This window comes from Mycobacterium sp. 852014-52144_SCH5372336, assembly GCF_001665615.1.
Classification (GTDB): domain Bacteria; phylum Actinomycetota; class Actinomycetes; order Mycobacteriales; family Mycobacteriaceae; genus Mycobacterium; species Mycobacterium neumannii_A.
Genome location: NZ_LZSW01000043.1, coordinates 45,103 through 62,417, shown reverse-complemented (window position 1 = coordinate 62,417; position 17,315 = coordinate 45,103). Strand labels below are relative to the sequence as shown.

Below are 17,315 nucleotides of genomic sequence, written 5' to 3'. Positions count from 1 at the left end.
TCTCACACGGACTCCTGCGCGGGTTCACGATCGTGGCTGCGCGGCGGCACATTCTCGGGCCCAACGGGTTTGAGCGGCAGCGGGCTGGTGGTCACCTTGTGCCCGCGCACGAGCGGCAGCGTGAGACGGAAGCAGGCGCCGTTACCCGGCTCACCCCAGGCCTCCAGCCTGCCCTGGTGCAGGCGGGCGTCCTCGATGCTGATCGCCAAACCGAGACCTGTGCCGCCGGAACGACGCACCCGCGAGGGGTCCGACCGCCAGAACCGGCTGAACACCAGTTTCTCCTCGCCGGGCCGCAGTCCCACCCCATGGTCGCGGACGGTGACGGCGACGGTGTCGTCGTCGGCGGCCATCCGGATGCGGACAGGTTTGTGCTCGGCGTGGTCGATGGCGTTGGCGATGAGGTTGCGCAGAATGCGCTCCACGCGCCGCGGGTCGACCTCGGCGATGACCTCCTCGGTGGGCATGTCGACGACGAGTTCGACGTCGGCGTCTTGGGCCAGGTGTCCGACGTTGTCCAACGCGCTTCGCACCGTCGACCGCAGATCCAGCGACTCGACCGACAGCTCGGCGACACCGGCGTCGTGGCGGGAGATCTCCAACAGATCGTTGAGCAACGTCTCGAACCGGTCGAGCTCGCTGACCATCAGCTCGGTGGACCGGCGCAGCGCGGGATCGAGATCCTCGCTGTGGTCGTAGATCAGGTCGGCGGCCATGCGCACCGTCGTCAACGGGGTGCGCAGTTCGTGGCTGACGTCGGAGGTGAACCGGCGCTGCAGGTTGCCGAACTCCTCGAGTTGGGTGATCTGGCGGTGCAGGCTCTCGGCCATGTCGTTGAACGAGACGGCGAGGCGGGCCATGTCGTCCTCGCCGCGCACCGGCATGCGCTCGGTGAGGTGGCCTTCGGCGAACCGCTCGGCGATACGCGACGCGGAGCGCACCGGCAGCACGATCTGGCGCGCCACCAGCAAGGCGATCGCGGCGAGCAGGCCGAGCAGCACCACGCCGCCGGTGGCCATCGTCCCGCGCACCAGCGCGATCGTGGACTCCTCGTTGTTGAGCGGGAAGATCAGATAGAGCTCGAGGTTGGTCACCGATGACGACGTCGGACTGCCGACGATCAGCGCGGGCCCGGAGAAGCCGTCGGTGTGCACGGTCGCGTACTGATAGCTGACCTGGCCGGCCTTGACGAACTCCCGCAGCGTGTTGGGCACCTGCTGGACCGGGCCTGCCGCGGTCGCCGCACGCGGCCCGTCACCAGGCACCACCAGAACCGCGTCGTAGGTTCCCGCCAGGCCCGGTTCGGCGTCAGCGCTGCGATCGATCAGCGTGTTGCGCGCCAACTGCAGGCTGCTGTCGAGCGAGCGGGTTTCCTCACCGCCGACGATTCCGCTGACTGTGGTGCGTGCGCGGTCGATCTGCTCGGTGGCCGCGCGGACCTTGACCTCGAGGATGCGATCGGTGATCTGGCTGGTCAGCACGAACCCGAGCACCAGGATCACGGCCAGCGACAGGCCCAACGTCAACGAGACGACACGCAGCTGCAGAGAGCGCCGCCACGCCAAGCTCAACGCCCGGCCCAGCGCTCCCAGCCCCCGCACCAGCGGCGCCGAGCGCCGATGGATGCGTCGTCTGGAGCTGAAGATCACGGCGCCCGCCGAGCGGTCAACACGGCGACCGCCAAGCGGTCGGGATCACGACCACGGCCGACAGCCGTGCATGTCACGGGGGTCCGGCCTTGTACCCCACTCCTCGAACAGTGAGCACCACCTGCGGGTTCTCCGGGTCCTTCTCGACCTTCGCCCGCAACCGTTGGACATGCACGTTCACCAAACGGGTGTCCGCGGGGTGTCGATAACCCCACACCTGTTCGAGCAGCACATCACGAGTAAACACCTGCCGCGGTTTACGCGCCAACGCCACCAACAGGTCGAACTCCAGCGGGGTCAGCGAGATCTGCTCGCCCTGACGGGTGACCTTGTGCGCGGGCACGTCGATGTCGACGTCGCCGATCGACAGCATCTCGGCCGGCTCGTCCTCGTTGCGCCGCAGGCGGGCCCGCACGCGGGCGACGAGCTCTTTGGGCTTGAACGGCTTCATCACATAGTCGTCGGCGCCGGACTCCAGGCCCAGTACGACGTCGACGGTGTCGGTCTTGGCCGTCAGCATCACGATCGGCACGCCGGAATCCGCGCGGAGCACCCGGCAGACGTCGATGCCGTTCATGCCGGGCAGCATCAGGTCGAGAAGGACCAGATCGGGCCGCAGCTCGCGGACCGCGGTCAGCGCTTGGGTGCCGTCGCCGATGACGGCGGTGTCGAAGCCTTCGCCCCGCAGCACGATGGTGAGCATCTCGGCGAGCGACGGGTCATCGTCGACAACCAGAATCCTTTGCCTCATGGAGACCATGGTGTCACCGAATTGCGATAAACCCCGGCTACCACACGGCGCGTTTCGCGCTTTGACCGGCGAATGGCGCCGAACGGGGCTAGTGAGCGTCCAGTTCGGCGGCGAGCGCGACCGGATCGACGTCGGGTCCGGCGACCTTCCAGCGGCCGCACCACTGCGATGCGGCCAGTGCGGCGTAGACGTCGGAGGTGCGTTGCTGCAGCCCGCCGTCGCGCTCGTAGGCGTCTTTGGCCCGGTCCACTTCGGTGTTGGCGCGCTGCTCGGCGCGCTGGGCGGCCAGTTCTATGGGCACGGCCAGCAGCACCTGTGCGTGCGGCCGCGGAAGCGCGAGGCGCTCGTACTCCAGGGCGCGCACCCACTCGACGACCTCGCCGTCGGCGTCCTGGCGAAGGCGCGCGGCGCTGTAGGCGGCGTTGGACGCGACATAGCGGTCCAGGATGACGATGTCGTAGGCGTCCTGCAGGCGTTCGATCTCGGCTCGGGCGCGGGCACGGTCGAGCGCGAACAACACCGCCATCGCGTACACGGAGTCGGCGAGGTCACCGTGGGATCCGTGCAGCGCCTCGGCGGCCACGTCGGCCTCCACCGACTGGCCGTAGCGCGGAAACGCCAGGCTCGTCACCGTCCTGCCCTCGGCTTCGAACGCCGTTCGAAGTCCGTTGGTCAACGTGCGCTTACCCGCGCCGTCGACCCCTTCGATGACCATCAGCACGGCTGTGAGACTAGCGATGCCCAGTCGCCGCCGGCGCCATCAGACGTCGTGTTCGGCCGGATCAGGGGCCGTCTCCCGAGAGATCGCCCGGAGGCGTTCGAGGTCGGCGGGGTGAAGGCCGGATTGGCCGGCCATGGCGTCCATCAACAGCTCGATCTGGCGGCGCAGCGCGGGCACGTACTCCTCACAATGCTCATTGTGCGCATGCGCGATGAGCATGCGCAGCACGCGCAGCACGGTGGCGACGACGTTCGGCTGGCCCACCGAGCTCTGGCGAATTTGGTCGAACGCGTGCGCGACGTACTCCTCGTGCGACAGATCCCACGGGCGAAGAAGGATCCTGTCGTCAGGTCCGCACACCGCCGGCGGCGGCATGTCCGCCGTCAGCAGTTTGCGCATCATGCTGCCGAGGCGCAGCATCACGTCGGCCGCGGTGGTCGGGTCGTTGATGGCGGGGCTGAGCGCACGCAGGGCGATGTCGACCAGTTGGCGGATCCCGAAGTCGACGTCTTGCTGCATGGTGCGGATGTCGGCCACCTCCACCGTCGACATCAGCTTGCGCTCGACGCGGTCAGGATCGGCCGGCTTCGGCCACAAGGTCATCAGTACCTCACCCTGATGGATGTAGGCGCCGGTGCGGGTCTCCAATCGCACGACGGTCGCGGGCGGGACGGCGGCGAGGATGTATCTGCTCGCCGACTGGGTGACCCAGCCGTCGCTGCCCGCATGGACCGTGAGGTGCTCGCCCGTACCCGGTGCCGGCGGGTGCGGGGCCGGTGTCTCCATACGCGTCTGCCGCGCCTGCTCGTCGATGACAGTGTCGGCCTCCGCGGCGATGGTGCGCACCACCTCCCCCACCTGGAGGCCATAGGCCAGCCGATTGAGGTAGGCGATGATCAACAGCACCGTCACCACCGCCAGCACGACCGCCGCCGTCATCGACACCCGCGGCGCATTCGACATCGGGTCCCCGCTGATATGGCGAAGGGTCAGCACACAGAACACGAAGGTGCCCACCAGCAGGCCTATCACCGACTGGCTGAGCCGGTCCCGGATGAACGACCGCATCACCCGGGGGGAGAACTGGCTGCTGGCCAGCTGCAGGCTGACCACCGTAAGCGAAAAGACCACCCCGGCGGTCGTGATGGTGGCGCCCGCGACGGTGCTCAGTAACCACGTCGCCGCATTGCTGTTCATCTCGAGTGTCAACGGCAGCGAAGTGTCCACGCCGATGACGTCGTCGAGATAGGCCGTCACCTCCGCTAAGGCGATGCCGCCCACCAGGACCAGCGCGGGCAGCGCGAAGAGGCTTTCGCGGAAGTGGTAACGGGCGGTGGCGAAGCGCAGGGCCGACGGTCCGCTGAAGGGACGCATCATACCGTCGTGCACCTGATGTGTTGTGCGCCATGCCATTTGCCTGGGACAGCTGCGCCCTTGCTGCGCTCCCATGGGCAGAGTGGTTGGAGAGCGACGCGACTCGGCGGCGTCGCGCCGCCTCCGACCGAAGGACGGATGGTGAGGGTCGTCATGGTTCTCCCGGTGTAACAGAATGCCTTCGCCTACCTGGAGTTCCGGCTGCCGGTGTGGAGCGCCTCCTGCCAGTCCGGCACCCGGGGCAGCCCACTAGGACCGCGCCGACAGCATCCTGCGAGCCGGGCATGGCCTCGGGTATACACCAAGCAATGTCAACCGAAACGCCTCTGCTGCTGGTGCTTGACCTCATCGGCACGTTAGCGTTTGCTCTCAACGGCGCCCTCGTCTCACTGCGCGCAACGCGTCTGGACATCTTCGGCGTCGTCACCGTTGGCATGCTCACCGGCCTGGGCGGTGGCGTCATCCGCGACATCCTTCTCGATTCACTTCCGCCTGCGACCTTCGTGGACTGGCGTTATCTGGCCGTGGCAGCGGGCGGCGGCGTCATCGCGTTCGCCCTGAGTCCTGCGCTCGAGCGGTTCACGATGCCCATCACCATCGCCGATGCCGTGGGGCTGAGCGTGTTCGCGGTGCTCGCCGCCTATAAGGCGCTGAACCTCGAGTTCGGCGTCCTTCAGGCGGTCATCGTCGGCACCATCACCGCCGTGGGCGGAGGGACCATCCGCGATGTAGCGATCGGGCAGGTGCCCACGGTGTTCCGCAGCGAGCTCTATGCGATACCGGCGATGACCGGCGCGGCCTGCGCGGCGATCCTCCACGGGCTCGGCGTCCAGAGCATCGCGGCGACGCTGAGTGCCGCGGGGGTGTGCTTCGTGATCCGCATCGTGGGCGTGCAGTTCGATCTCCACGCGCCCCGTCCCCCTTGGCAACGTTGAGGCCCACTGGCCCAGTCAGAACCGCCCGCAGTTAGACGCTGTCGGCACACCCTTGAATCGGTCCGCGATCCACTGCATGGCGGGTTCACCGTCGACCAGCATGGGCAGGCCGTGGTTGACCATCGCCTTGTTGAGGAACGGCGGTTGTTCGTTGGTGCGCGCCTCGACGTCTGCGCCCTGAGCGCACCAGTCGCGACCCATCTGCATCGCCGGCGCCCACGGGACCAGCGGGTCGTACCGGTTGGCGTTGATGAGTACGGGCGCATTGGGTTTCATGCGGCCCAGCTTCTGCTCGTCGAACAGCGACTTGAACGGCTCCTGCTCGACGAGTTCGAAGATGTCCTGATTGAAGTACGGCTGCAGGTGCCGGAACATGAACTTCGTCAGCGTCTCTGCGACACACTGGTCCTGCACTTTGAAGAGCATGTCGGCGCCGCGCGGTGTCAGCGTGGCCCTGATCGCCGCCTCGTGTTCGGGATAAGCCGTCATCACCCCGTTCAGCGCATAACCCACTGCCCCGATCAGCATGCTGCCGTCGATGAACGGGAACAGCGCCTTGAGATCGGCGGGCGGCGCCCCGGCGTATGAGCCGACCACGTTGAGTTCGGGGGCGTACGACTCGGCCATCTCCGCGGCGGACGCCGCCGCACCACCGCCCTGTGAGTAACCCCAAAATGCCAGCGGGCCGTCGGGAACCAGCGAGGTTACGGGTAGGTTCTTGGCGGCGCGCGCCGCGTCGAGCATCGCGTGGCCCTGCGACACCCGGTTCGCGTAGGTGTGCAGCCCCGGGGTGCCAAGACCCTCGTAGTCGGTCATGACGATCGCGAAACCGCGCGCGACCATCGTCGCGACGAACAACTCCTCGTAGTTGAACGCCAGGTCGAGGTACGGCGACCAGTGGATGCCCTGATTGAACTGCCGCGACGGCGCGCACTGGTCGCCCTGGCCCTGGGTGCCAGGACCGTACACGATCAGCGGGCGCGGCCCGCCGAACGGCCACGGCGCGTGCGGTTCGAAGTACGTGCCGGTGACGACGTTCGGGTTTCCTCGAGCGTCGTTGCTGCGGTACATGATCCGCGTGCCGTCGGCCATGATCATGCCGAGTTCGCCGGACGGTTCGAGCACCAGGCGCGACGGCTCCGTGCGGACCAGATCGCCGGGCTTGCCCGGCGGCAGCGGATCCGGCGGCGTGTAGAACGCCTGGTACTCGTCCTCGTTGAAATAGGGATGGTGATCGTCAATGGTCGGGTCGTCGGCCGCCGCGGGCGCCGAGACACCGAGGGAAAAGAGGATGAGGGCAATCGCGATTTCGACGATGCGACGCACCGGTCGGACGTTAGCAACGAAACTCATTCTATGAGGCGTGTTTCCGGCTCAACGGTGTCGTGTCGTCGCAGTCGAGCGATGAGTTCGCGCGCCGGTGCAAGTCTGCTTACCCGAACCCCTTTCGTGACGAGGAGGCGCTGGGAATGACGACTCATGCGGTCGGAACGCGTGAACAGTGGAGAACGGCCTACGAGCGGCAGCTGGCCAAGGAGAAGGAGCTGACCCACAGGGCCACCGAGCTGGCGCAGGAGCGGCAGGCGCTGCCGTGGGTGCGCGTGGACAAGCCGTACGAGTTCGACACCACCGCGGGGCGTCGCACGCTCGCCGAGCTGTTCGACGGCAGATCACAGTTGATCGTGCGGCACTTCATGCACGGGCCGAAGACACCGGAGGGTTGCCCGGGATGCACCTTCGAAACCGACAACCTGGTCGGCGCGGTGGCTCACCTGGCCCGGCGCGACGTCACGTTCATCCTGTCGTCGCGTTCGCCGTTGCCGGTGTTGACCGCCTACAAGCAGCGGATGGGCTGGGAGATCGAGTGGGTGTCCTCCGGCGACACCGACTTCGACGCCGACTTCTTCAGCTACATGCACGTCCCGACGCCGCGCCGCGACTTCGGGTCGGGCAGCGGCAGCATGCTCGACGTGATGGAGCTGATGGCGCTGAGCTGTTTCGCGCTGGAGGACGGCGTCGTCTACCACACCTACTCGACCTACGATCGCGGCACCGAAGCGCTCAACGCCACCTGGCAGCTGTTGGACCGCGCGCCCAAAGGCCGCGGCGAGGACTTCTCCGACTGGCCGCGCAAGCGCGATGAATATCAGGCGTAGCGCCGCTTGGGGGTTGCTGCATGCCTCCTGTGAACCTGCTTGGGAGGCAGCGCATCAGCCATCGCCCGGTTCCACACTGGCAGTCACACCCTGATCGAAGGAGCTCGTCCGATGTTCGGAACCCGTAGGGCGTACCCGCTCTCGTTGGCCGTCGTGGCCGGCGCCGCGCTGCTCGGCTTGTCCCCGTTGGCCAACGCCGAGCCGGCGAACTGCACCAGCGCCGATCTCGAAGGCGTCCGCGCCGGGGTCGACGCGTCAACGTCGGCCTACTTATTCACCCATCCTGACCTCAACGGCTTCATGAGCAGCCTCAGAGGCATGTCGCGTGAGGGGGTGGCCGAGCAGGTGAAGGGATACATGGCCAGCCATCCGCAGGAGAACGCCGAGATAGCGGGTATCCGGCAGCCGCTGATGGATCTGAAGAACCACTGCAAAGGTGTGGACCCGACACCCTAACCACTGCAGCACAACCGTCTGGGGCCCCGAGAACGAAAGCCCCCGGCACGCGGATGTGCCGGGGGACCTTCGGGTGACGATCAGTAGCGGTAGTGCTCGGGCTTGTACGGGCCCTCGACGTCGACACCGATGTACTCGGCCTGCTCCTTGGTGAGCTTGGTCAGCTGACCGCCGAGTGCCTCGACGTGGATCTTGGCGACCTTCTCGTCGAGGTGCTTGGCCAACCGGTAGACCGCGTTGTCGTACTCGTCGTTCTTGGTCCACAGCTCGATCTGGGCGATGACCTGGTTGGAGAAGCTGTTGCTCATCACGAACGACGGGTGGCCGGTCGCGTTACCCAGGTTGAGCAGCCGGCCCTCGGACAGCACCACGATCGACTTGCCGTTGTCGAAGATCCACTGGTCGACCTGCGGCTTGATGTTGAGCTTCTTGGCGCCCGAGCGCTCGAGGGCGGCCATGTCGATCTCGTTGTCGAAGTGGCCGATGTTGCCCAGGATCGCCTGGTCCTTCATCGCGCGCATGTGATCGAGCGTGATGATGTCCTTGTTGCCCGTCGAGGTGATGACGATGTCGGCCTCGCCGATGGCCTGCTCGACGGTGACCACGTCGAAGCCGTCCATCAGCGCCTGCAGCGCGTTGATCGGATCGATCTCGGTGACCGACACCCGCGCGCCCTGGCCTGCCAGCGACTCCGCGCAGCCCTTGCCGACGTCGCCGTAGCCGCAGATCAGCACCTTCTTGCCGCCGATCAGCACGTCCGTGCCGCGGTTGATGCCGTCGATCAGCGAGTGCCGGGTGCCGTACTTGTTGTCGAACTTGCTCTTGGTGACCGAGTCGTTGACGTTGATCGCCGGGAACGGCAGCTCACCGACGGCCTCGAACTGGTAGAGGCGCAGCACGCCGGTCGTCGTCTCCTCGGTGACGCCCTTGACCGACTCTGCGATCTTCGTCCACTTCGTCTTGTCGGTCTCGAAGCGCTCGCGCAGCACCCCGAGGAAGACCTTCCACTCCGCCGGATCGTCGTCTTCGGCGGGCGGGACCACACCCTGCTTCTCGTACTGTGCGCCGCGCAGCACCATCATCGTGGCGTCGCCGCCGTCGTCGAGGATCATGTTCGCCGGCTCGCCTTCCCAGGTGAGCATCTGCTCGGCGGCCCACCAGTACTCCTCGAGCGTCTCGCCCTTCCACGCGAACACCGGGGTGCCCTTCGGCTCCTCCGGCGTGCCGTGGGGGCCGACGACGACGGCCGCGGCGGCGTGATCCTGGGTGGAGAAGATGTTGCACGACGCCCAGCGGACGTCGGCGCCCAGCGCCGTCAGCGTCTCGATCAGCACCGCCGTCTGCACGGTCATGTGGAGCGAGCCCGAGATCCGCGCGCCCTTGAGCGGCTGCACGTCGTGGTACTCCTCGCGCAGCGCCATCAGACCGGGCATCTCATGCTCGGCCAGGCGGATCTCCTTGCGGCCGAAGTCGGCCAGTGACAGGTCGGCGACCTTGTAGTCGATCCCGTTGCGGGAGTCGGCCTTCAGCTCAGTCATGTAGAGCCCCTTTTCATTCGTCATTGCCTATGAGCGCACAGATGTGCGCACGGCGACATCCATGTAGACATCCATAGCCTGCGGGCTCGCGGGACAGGCGCTTGTGCGGTGAAACCGGCCGTGGCGCTCTGACAGCTAAGGAATATCGATAACACCGTAGCGTTCGGCGAAGGGCGTCATCAATCGGGCCAGGTCACGGGCCACGTCGTGGCCCCGGGCCGGCGATGCGCTGGGGTCTGCTTCCGGCGGCATCGAGACGTAGCTCATCGCGAGCCGGACGATGGCCCTGGCCAGCACTCCGGCGTCCTCTTCGCTGGTCTTCACCCAGCTGTCGACGAACGTCTGCGTCAGCCGCCGACTGCAGTGGATGATGATCGGACCGCTGTCGGTGGTGATGAGCTGCAGCAGATCGGGCTTGGCCTCGCCGGTCAGCAACGAGATCACCAGCGGGTCGGCTGCCGACTCGGCGAAGAAGTCGCGGAAGCCCTGGCTGAACGCGGCGAAGACGTCGCCGGCGTTGCCCGCGATGGCGTCGTCGATCTGGTCGACGAGCCGGTCGGCCAGGCGCATCGCGTATGCCTGCGCCAGCCCCTGGCGCGAGCCGAACTCGTTGTAGATGGTCTGCCTGCTGATGCCTGCCGCCTTGGCGACGTCGGCCAGGGTGATGGCCGACCAGTCGCGGGTGAGCAGCAGTTCGCGCATGCCGTCCAGAATGGAATCGCGCAGCAGCACCCTCGACGCTTCGGCGTACGGGATGCGCTGCGCGGTCCGGCGCGGGCTGTTCACACGCGCGACCTTATTCCCTTCCCCCGTCGCTTCGCTCGCCCAGGCAGTCGTCACGGACGCGCGACCTCGACCATCTCGAAGTCGGACTTGGCCGCGCCGCAGTCCGGGCAACTCCAGTCATCGGGGATGTCGTCCCACCGTGTGCCCGGGGCGATCCCGTCCTCGGGCCAGCCCTTCTCCTCGTCGTACTCGAATCCGCACTGCACGCAGACGAACAGTTTGTAATCCATCTTGTTGTTCCTTTTCTCGGGTTGGGGGTCATACCGGTTCGAAGTCGACCTTCTCCCGCACGGCGCAGTCGGGGCAGCACCAGTCGTCGGGAATCTCGCTGAATGGTGTGCCGGGTGAAAAGCCCTCCCGCGGAGCGCCTTTGGCCTCGTCGTAGACGTAGTCACAACCTGGGCAGCGGTAGGCGGTCACTGGACCGTCCCCGCGTACCGGGCCACCGCCTTGTCACGCACGCGAGGGTGGATGTTGACCCGCGCGATGTCGCCGTCGTAGTGGTCGAGCACCCGATGATCCATCACCTTGCGCCACAGCGGCGGGAAGTACGTCAGCGCGATCATCGACGCGTAGCCGCTCGGCAGGTTCGGCGCGCCCTCCATGCTGCGCAGCGTCTGGTAGCGCCGGGTCGGGTTGGCGTGGTGATCGCTGTGGCGCTGCAGGTGATACAGGAACAGGTTGGTCACGATGTGATCGGAATTCCAGCTGTGCGCCGGCGCGCAGCGCTCGTAACGGCCGGACTCGAGTTTCTGACGCAGCAGCCCGTAGTGCTCGAGATAGTTGACCGTCTCGAGCAGCGTGAAGCCGAACACCGCCGAGATGACGATGTAGGGAATAAAGGCCCAGCCGAAGACCGCGATCAGCGCGCCGTAGAACACCGCCGACATCGCCCAGGCGTTGAGGACGTCGTTGGACCAGTGCCACTTGCTCTTGCCTGCGCGCTCGAGCCGCTTGGCCTCCAGCTCCCACGCCGACCTCAGTGATCCGAAGACGCTGCGCGGCAGGAACTCCCAGAACGTCTCACCAAAACGGGCCGATGCGGGGTCCTCGGGGGTCGCGACGCGGACGTGGTGTCCGCGGTTGTGCTCGATGTAGAAGTGGCCGTAGCAGGTCTGCGCCAGCGTGATCTTGGCCAGCCACCGTTCCAGCGAGTCCTTCTTGTGCCCCATCTCGTGGGCGGTGTTGATGCCGACTCCGCCGAGCAGGCCGACGGACAGCGCCAGGCCGATCTTGGCAGGCCAGCCCAGTCCCCCGTCGAAGCCGAGCCAACTCAGATCCGACGCGGTGAACAGATAGGCGCCGACGATCACGCTGGCGTACTGGAACGGGATGTAGGCGTAGGTGCAGTAGCGGTAGTACTTGTCGTTCTCCAACCGCTCCATCACCTCGTCGGGCGGGTTCTGCCCGTCCGGCCCGAACTTCAGATCCAGCGCAGGCAGCAGGATGTAGAGCAGGATCGGCCCGATCCAGAACGGCACCTGCGCGGCGGCGTGCCAGCCCCACTGGTTGAACGCCCAGACCAGCGGCAGCATGACGAACAGTGCCGTCGGCGCGATCAAGCCCATCAGCCACAGGTAGCGCTTCCTGTCCCGCCACTGTGCGATGTCAGGTTCCGGTGTCGTCTGGGTGGTCATTGCCCGCCTCCTGGAGTGAGTGCCGTCACGTCTTGAAGTTGACTATAAGCCGTAATTTGTCTGTTGTCTAGACACAAGAGTATTGTTTGTAAAGTAGTTCCGATGTGCGATGACCGCGCGAGCGGCCAACCTTGTACGGTTTGGGCCCCCGCGATTTCGTACACGGGTTGCGCGCTCGCGCAGGTGTGGCGGGCTACGCCGAGAGTGTCTGGCTTTCGCGGCGGCCGAGCACCGAGTGACGGCGGCCGTAGAGGAAGTAGATGACGACACCGATCGCCATCCAGATCAGGAAGCGGATCCACGTCAGCGCGGTGAGGTTCAGCATCAACCACACGCACGCCACGATCGAGGCGATCGGTAACCACGGCACGCCGGGCACCCGGAAGCCACGCTCCAAGTCGGGCCGGGAGCGTCGAAGCACGATCACGCCCGCGGACACCAGCACGAACGCGAACAGCGTCCCGATGTTGACCATCTCCTCGAGCTTGCCGATCGGGAACACCGACGCGGTGATGGCCACCAGCACGCCGACGATCAGCGTGATGCGCACCGGCGTGCCGTGACGTCCGGTTTTGGCGAGCCCACGCGGAATCAAGCCGTCGCGCGACATCGCGAAGAACACCCGCGTCTGGCCGAGCACCAGCACGATCACCACTGTCGTCAGACCCGCGAGCGCACCGATCGAGATCACCTTTGCCGCCCAGTCGATCCCGTTGGCGCTGAATGCCGTTGCGAGGTTGGCTTTCTCCCCCGCCTCGCGCAGTTCGGTGTAGTGCACCATGCCGGTCAACACCAGGGCCACCGCGACGTAGAGCACCGTGACGATCCCGAGCGAAGCCAGGATGCCGCGGGAGACGTCGCGCTGCGGGTTTTTGGTCTCCTCCGCAGTGGTGGCCACGACGTCGAACCCGATGAACGCGAAGAACACGATGGAGGCGCCGGCCAACAAGCCGTACCACCCGTAGCTGCTGCCCTCGGCGCCGGTGATCAGCGAGAGCAGCGATTGGTCGGTCCCCCGTCCGCCTTCCCCGGGTTCGGCCGGCGGCACGAAGGGCGAATAGTTGGCCGCCTTGATGTAGAACGCCCCGACGGCGACGACCAGAAGCACCACGGCCACCTTGATCACGGTGATCGCCAGGCTGACGCCGGCGGAGAGCTTCGTCCCCAAGGCCAGGATGGTGGTGACGAAGGCGATGATCAGCAGTGCGCCCCAATCCAATTGCACCACACCGAGATCCGCTGTCCCGCCGCCGAACTCGAACACCTCGCCGAGGTAACTCGACCATCCCTTCGCGACCACCGCCGACGCGACCGCGAACTCGAGGATCAGGTCCCAGCCGATAATCCAGGCGATGAACTCGCCGAATGTCGCGTAGGAGAACGTGTAGGCGCTGCCCGCGACCGGAACCGTGGAGGCGAACTCCGCATAGCACAGCGCGGCCAACCCGCAGGCGATCGCGGCGAGGACGAACGAGATCGAGATCGCCGGCCCGGTGATGTTACCGGCGGTCGAGGCGGTGATCGTGAAGATGCCCGCCCCGATCACCACGGACACCCCGAACACTGTGAGGTCCCACCAGTTCAGGTCCTTGCGTAACCGGGTGTCCGGGTCATCGGTGTCCGCGATCGACTGCTCCACCGACTTCGTCCGCCGAGCCATCGCACGTCCTCCCGTTGGGTCCGTTTCGGCAATCTACCGAGTACCGTGCACCCAATGGGGCGGAGTTATAAACACGTGGCCGTGATCGGGGGCAGTCTCGCGGGCATGTGCGCGGCCCGGGTCCTCTCGGACGTCAGCGATCGGATCACCATCTACGAACGCGACGACCTGCCCGACGATCCCGCCAACCGCGCGGCCGTGCCGCAAGGCCGCCACGTGCATCTGCTGATGGCCCGCGGCGCCGAGGAGTTCGAAAGCCACTTCCCCGGCCTGCTCGCCGACATGGTGGCCGACGGGGTGCCGATCCTGGAGAACCGGCCCGACTGCATCCACTTCGGCGCGGCCGGCCACGTGCTCGGCACCGCACACCGGTTGCGCGACGAGTTCACCGCCTACGTGCCCAGCAGGCCGCAACTCGAATGGCAGATCCGCAAGCGGGTGAAGGACATCGACAACGTCGACTTCGTACACGCCGGCGTCGTCGAACCCGTCTACGACGCCGCGCGGGAGCGGGTGACCGGTGTGCTGCTCGATTCGGGTCAGATCGTCGACGCCGATCTGGTGGTCGACGCCGCCGGCCGAGGCACCCGCCTGCCCGCGTGGCTGGAGAAGTGGGGTTACTCGCGGCCGGCCGAGGAAACGGTCGACGTCGGCATCGCCTACGCCAGCCACCAGTTCCACGTCCCCGAGGGCCTACTGGCCGAGAAGGTCGTGGTCGCAGGTGCTTCGCGAGAACAACCGCTCGGCATCGGCATGCTGTTCTACGAGGACGGCAACTGGAACGTCACAGCCTTCGGTGTGGGCAAGGTGCCGCCACCACAGACTGTCGAGCAGATCCTCGACCTGGCCGACGAGATCCTGCCACCGCACGTGTCGTCCGCGCTGCGCCAGGCCACCCCGCTGGGCGAGACGGCGTTTCACCGGTATCCGACGAGTCGGTGGCGCCGCTACGACAGCCTGGAACGCTTCCCGGCGGGCATCATCCCGTTCGGCGACGCCGTGGTCAGCTTCAACCCGACATTCGGCCAGGGTATGACCATGACGGCGATCCAGGCCGGCAACCTGCGATCCGTGCTGGCATCCGGGGATCCGGACCTGGCCGGTCGGCTCGCGAAGGCGACCGCCAAGACGACGTGGCCAGTCTGGGTGATGACGGCCATCGGCGATCTTTCGCTGCACAATGCGACCGGCGAGTCGAAGTGGTGGTACAAGCCGGTCGGCGGGCTGTTCGATCAGTTCCTCGGCGCCGCGGAGACCGATCCCGTTCTCGCCGAGTGGTTTCTACGCCGGTTCAGCCTGCTCGACAGCCTCTACATGGTGCCGTCGCCGCGACTGGTGGGCCGCACCATCCGGCACAACCTGCGGCTGTGGCTGGCCGAGAAGCGGGCGGGCAAACAAGCGGTCAGGGTGCCTCAATCGGCGTGAACCTCGCGCAAGCGGGTAATTTCGTGGCCATGACGGAGACGCGATGAGCGCGGGACTGTTCGGGCTTCTCGACGACGTCGCGGTGCTGGCACGGTTGGCCGCCGCATCGGTCGACGACATCGGGGCGGCCGCGGGACGCGCGACCGCCAAGGCGGCGGGCGTCGTCATCGACGACACCGCCGTGACGCCGCAGTACGTTCACGGGCTGGCCGCAGAGCGCGAACTGCCGATCATCAAGCGCATCGCGATCGGTTCCCTGCGCAACAAGCTGCTGTTCATCCTTCCCGCCGCGCTGTTGCTCAGCCAGTTCCTGCCATGGCTGCTGACGCCGCTGCTGATGCTCGGCGCGACGTATCTGTGCTACGAGGGCGCCGAGAAGGTGTGGGGGCGTATACGGGGCCACGACCACCACGCCGCCCCCGTCGCGGAGGTGGGTGAGGACGCCGAGAAGTACATGGTGACGGGCGCCATCCGCACCGATTTCATCCTGTCGGCGGAGATCATGGTGATCGCGCTGAACGAAGTGGCCGATCAGTCCTTCTGGCCGCGGCTGATCATCCTGATCGTCGTGGCGATCGTGATCACGATCGCGGTGTACGGCGTCGTCGCCGGCATCGTGAAGATGGACGACATCGGGCTGCGACTGGCTCAACGCAGTTCGACGTTCGCGCAGAAGATCGGCCGCGGCCTGGTGGCCGGGATGCCGAAACTGCTTGCGGCGCTGTCACTCATCGGCACGGTCGCGATGCTGTGGGTCGGCGGCCATATCCTGCTGCTGGGAACCGACGAGTTGGGCTGGCACCTGCCGTACGGCTTCGTGCACCACCTCGAGGAGATCGTCCGCGATGCCGTGAGCGGCGTCGGCGGCGTGTTGGCGTGGCTGGTCAACACGGCCGCGTCGGCGGTCATCGGCCTGGTGGTCGGCGCGATCGTCGTCGCGGTGGTGCATGTGTTGCCGTTCGGCCGCCGCCCCAAGGAGGACGCGGCGCACTGAGCGTTAGATGCCGACCGTCGCGCGGAACAGCTTCGTCGGTTCGGTGGCCGCCAGCCGGATCGGCCCCTCGTCGGCGGGCACCCACGCCGCGGATCCCCGGGTCAGCGTGACGGTGCCACCCTTGGCGTGCACCACCGTCGAGCCCTCGGCGCACAGCAACAGCTGCGGACCGTCGTGCCGGGTGGGCGCGTCGATTTCGTAACCGAGCCTGTCGGCGTCGATGTCGAGCACCGACAGCGAAAACTCCTGAGCCGGTGTGCGGTACACCCATTCGATGCCGTCTTCGACGTTTTCGGGCCGGACCACCACGTCCTCGGCGGGCGTGAAGTCGAGCACCCGCAACAACTCGGGGACATCGACGTGCTTGGGTGTCAGCCCACCGCGTAACACGTTGTCGGAGTTGGCCATCACCTCGACACCGACACCGCTGAGATAGGTGTGCAGGTTACCCGCGGGCAGGTAGATGCCTTCGCCGGGACTCAGGGTGATGCGGTTCAGCAACAGGGACGCCAGCACACCGGCGTCACCGGGATACCGTTCGCCGAGTTCGAGCACCGTCTTGGCCTCGGCCGCGAATTCGTCTCTGCCCGAACACACGTAGTGGATGGCCCCGTCGATCACCGCGGGCACCAAGACGTCGACATCGGGTTGCGGCGCGGTGATCCAGGTCGTGAACAGCGCGCGCAGTCCGTCACCGTCCGGTTGACCGGAGAGCAGGTTGACGAACGGATCGAGATCGCTGACCTCGAGCGCACGCATCAACTCGATGGTCCGGGCCACCGGCCGGAAACCGGCGAGCGCCTCGAACGGCCGCACGGCGACGATCAATTCGGGCTTGTGGCTGGGGTCGCGGTAGTTGCGGTTGGGTGCCGAGACCGGGATGCCGAGCCTGTTCTCCCGTTCATAGCCCTCGACCGCCTGCTCGGCGCTGGGATGCGCCTGCAGCGAGAGCGGCTCGTCAGCGGCCAGCACCTTGACCAGAAACGGCAGCGCCTCGCCGAAGCGCGCGCAGACCGCCGCGCCCAACTGCCCCTCGGGATCGTCACGCAGCGCATCCAGTAGCGAAAGCTCACCGGCTTCGGTCTCCAACATGGCCGGGTCACCGGGATGGGCGCCGAACCACAGCTCGGCTTCGGGATGTGCTGTGGGACTGGGCTTTCCAGTGAACTCGGCAATGTCCGTGCGCGAACCCCAGGCATAGGTCCGCACCGCTCCGCGTAGCAAGTGCACTTG

The 17,315-nt window shown here is 66.6% G+C and carries 17 protein-coding genes; 5 read left to right on the top strand and 12 right to left on the bottom strand.

Annotated features, from left to right (window positions below):
• Positions 1 to 2: 2 nt before the first annotated feature.
• From mtrB to A5759_RS09790, 4 genes are all read right to left on the bottom strand, one after another.
• Positions 3 to 1,649 (bottom strand): MtrAB system histidine kinase MtrB, encoded by a 1,647-nt coding sequence (mtrB, locus tag A5759_RS09805; protein WP_068196787.1) that lies wholly within the window; start codon positions 1,647 to 1,649, stop codon positions 3 to 5.
• Positions 1,650 to 1,722: 73 nt separating this feature from the next.
• On the bottom strand, positions 1,723 to 2,409 hold the full coding sequence (gene mtrA / locus A5759_RS09800) for a two-component system response regulator MtrA (protein ID WP_064345844.1): 687 nt from the start codon (positions 2,407 to 2,409) through the stop codon (positions 1,723 to 1,725).
• A 79-nt stretch (positions 2,410 to 2,488) separates the two neighbouring features.
• Positions 2,489 to 3,121, bottom strand: a complete 633-nt coding sequence (locus A5759_RS09795) for a dTMP kinase (protein WP_068196784.1) — start codon at positions 3,119 to 3,121, stop codon at positions 2,489 to 2,491.
• Between the two features lie 39 nt (positions 3,122 to 3,160).
• The gene (locus A5759_RS09790; protein WP_082962069.1) at positions 3,161 to 4,498 is read right to left on the bottom strand and encodes a DUF2254 domain-containing protein; all 1,338 of its coding nucleotides are present in this window, start codon (positions 4,496 to 4,498) and stop codon (positions 3,161 to 3,163) included.
• 305 nt (positions 4,499 to 4,803) lie between these two features.
• Here A5759_RS09790 and A5759_RS09785 point away from each other — a divergent pair, with 305 nt between their 5' ends.
• Positions 4,804 to 5,430 (top strand): trimeric intracellular cation channel family protein, encoded by a 627-nt coding sequence (locus A5759_RS09785; RefSeq protein WP_068196781.1) that lies wholly within the window; start codon positions 4,804 to 4,806, stop codon positions 5,428 to 5,430.
• Between the two features lie 15 nt (positions 5,431 to 5,445).
• Here the strand turns inward: A5759_RS09785 and A5759_RS09780 are convergent, their stop codons facing one another.
• Positions 5,446 to 6,756 carry a lipase family protein gene (locus A5759_RS09780; RefSeq protein ID WP_369816183.1) on the bottom strand — a complete coding sequence of 437 codons (1,311 nt, stop codon included), beginning with the start codon at positions 6,754 to 6,756 and terminating at the stop codon, positions 5,446 to 5,448.
• Positions 6,757 to 6,899: 143 nt separating this feature from the next.
• Between A5759_RS09780 and A5759_RS09775 the strand changes: the two genes are divergently transcribed.
• The gene (locus A5759_RS09775) at positions 6,900 to 7,586 is read left to right on the top strand and encodes a DUF899 domain-containing protein (protein WP_068197102.1); all 687 of its coding nucleotides are present in this window, start codon (positions 6,900 to 6,902) and stop codon (positions 7,584 to 7,586) included.
• Between the two features lie 111 nt (positions 7,587 to 7,697).
• Entirely contained in the window at positions 7,698 to 8,042 is a 345-nt protein-coding gene (locus A5759_RS09770; protein WP_068196776.1) for a heme-binding protein, read from the top strand.
• A gap of 80 nt (positions 8,043 to 8,122) precedes the next feature.
• Here the strand turns inward: A5759_RS09770 and ahcY are convergent, their stop codons facing one another.
• From ahcY to A5759_RS09740, 6 genes are all read right to left on the bottom strand, one after another.
• Positions 8,123 to 9,580 (bottom strand): adenosylhomocysteinase, encoded by a 1,458-nt coding sequence (ahcY, locus tag A5759_RS09765; protein ID WP_064426922.1) that lies wholly within the window; start codon positions 9,578 to 9,580, stop codon positions 8,123 to 8,125.
• A 135-nt stretch (positions 9,581 to 9,715) separates the two neighbouring features.
• Complete coding sequence (locus tag A5759_RS09760) at positions 9,716 to 10,366, bottom strand: TetR family transcriptional regulator (protein ID WP_068196773.1); 651 nt, start codon at positions 10,364 to 10,366, stop codon at positions 9,716 to 9,718.
• A 50-nt stretch (positions 10,367 to 10,416) separates the two neighbouring features.
• Complete coding sequence (locus A5759_RS09755) at positions 10,417 to 10,596, bottom strand: rubredoxin (RefSeq protein WP_064394752.1); 180 nt, start codon at positions 10,594 to 10,596, stop codon at positions 10,417 to 10,419.
• Positions 10,597 to 10,624: 28 nt separating this feature from the next.
• A complete protein-coding gene (locus tag A5759_RS09750) occupies positions 10,625 to 10,786 on the bottom strand; it encodes a rubredoxin (protein ID WP_064394753.1) in 162 nt (53 codons plus the stop codon).
• Positions 10,783 to 12,003, bottom strand: coding sequence for an alkane 1-monooxygenase (locus tag A5759_RS09745; protein WP_068196765.1), 1,221 nt, complete (start codon positions 12,001 to 12,003; stop codon positions 10,783 to 10,785). The genes A5759_RS09750 and A5759_RS09745 overlap by 4 nt, the downstream gene beginning before the upstream one ends.
• 193 nt (positions 12,004 to 12,196) lie before the next feature.
• Positions 12,197 to 13,663 (bottom strand): amino acid permease, encoded by a 1,467-nt coding sequence (locus A5759_RS09740; RefSeq protein WP_068196762.1) that lies wholly within the window; start codon positions 13,661 to 13,663, stop codon positions 12,197 to 12,199.
• A 54-nt stretch (positions 13,664 to 13,717) separates the two neighbouring features.
• Here A5759_RS09740 and A5759_RS09735 point away from each other — a divergent pair, with 54 nt between their 5' ends.
• Both A5759_RS09735 and A5759_RS09730 read left to right on the top strand, forming a co-directional pair.
• Positions 13,718 to 15,088 (top strand): NAD(P)/FAD-dependent oxidoreductase, encoded by a 1,371-nt coding sequence (locus tag A5759_RS09735; protein WP_068196759.1) that lies wholly within the window; start codon positions 13,718 to 13,720, stop codon positions 15,086 to 15,088.
• Between the two features lie 43 nt (positions 15,089 to 15,131).
• A complete protein-coding gene (locus tag A5759_RS09730) occupies positions 15,132 to 16,082 on the top strand; it encodes a DUF808 domain-containing protein (RefSeq protein WP_068196752.1) in 951 nt (316 codons plus the stop codon).
• Between the two features lie 3 nt (positions 16,083 to 16,085).
• Here A5759_RS09730 and manA read toward each other — a convergent pair whose 3' ends face one another.
• Entirely contained in the window at positions 16,086 to 17,312 is a 1,227-nt protein-coding gene (gene manA / locus A5759_RS09725; RefSeq protein WP_066849016.1) for a mannose-6-phosphate isomerase, class I, read from the bottom strand.
• Positions 17,313 to 17,315: the final 3 nt, after the last annotated feature.

Excerpts from the sequence above, each read along its gene's own strand:
- mtrA (WP_064345844.1), bottom strand. The coding sequence starts at position 2,409 with ATGGTCTCCATGAGGCAAAGGATTCTGGTTGTCGACGATGACCCGTCG.
- A5759_RS09790 (WP_082962069.1), bottom strand. The coding sequence starts at position 4,498 with ATGATGCGTCCCTTCAGCGGACCGTCGGCCCTGCGCTTCGCCACCGCC.
- A5759_RS09785 (WP_068196781.1), top strand. The coding sequence starts at position 4,804 with ATGTCAACCGAAACGCCTCTGCTGCTGGTGCTTGACCTCATCGGCACG.
- A5759_RS09775 (WP_068197102.1), top strand. The coding sequence starts at position 6,900 with ATGACGACTCATGCGGTCGGAACGCGTGAACAGTGGAGAACGGCCTAC.
- A5759_RS09770 (WP_068196776.1), top strand. The coding sequence starts at position 7,698 with ATGTTCGGAACCCGTAGGGCGTACCCGCTCTCGTTGGCCGTCGTGGCC.
- ahcY (WP_064426922.1), bottom strand. The coding sequence starts at position 9,580 with ATGACTGAGCTGAAGGCCGACTCCCGCAACGGGATCGACTACAAGGTC.
- A5759_RS09755 (WP_064394752.1), bottom strand. The coding sequence starts at position 10,596 with ATGGATTACAAACTGTTCGTCTGCGTGCAGTGCGGATTCGAGTACGAC.
- A5759_RS09745 (WP_068196765.1), bottom strand. The coding sequence starts at position 12,003 with ATGACCACCCAGACGACACCGGAACCTGACATCGCACAGTGGCGGGAC.
- A5759_RS09740 (WP_068196762.1), bottom strand. The coding sequence starts at position 13,663 with ATGGCTCGGCGGACGAAGTCGGTGGAGCAGTCGATCGCGGACACCGAT.
- A5759_RS09735 (WP_068196759.1), top strand. The coding sequence starts at position 13,718 with ATGGGGCGGAGTTATAAACACGTGGCCGTGATCGGGGGCAGTCTCGCG.
- A5759_RS09730 (WP_068196752.1), top strand. The coding sequence starts at position 15,132 with ATGAGCGCGGGACTGTTCGGGCTTCTCGACGACGTCGCGGTGCTGGCA.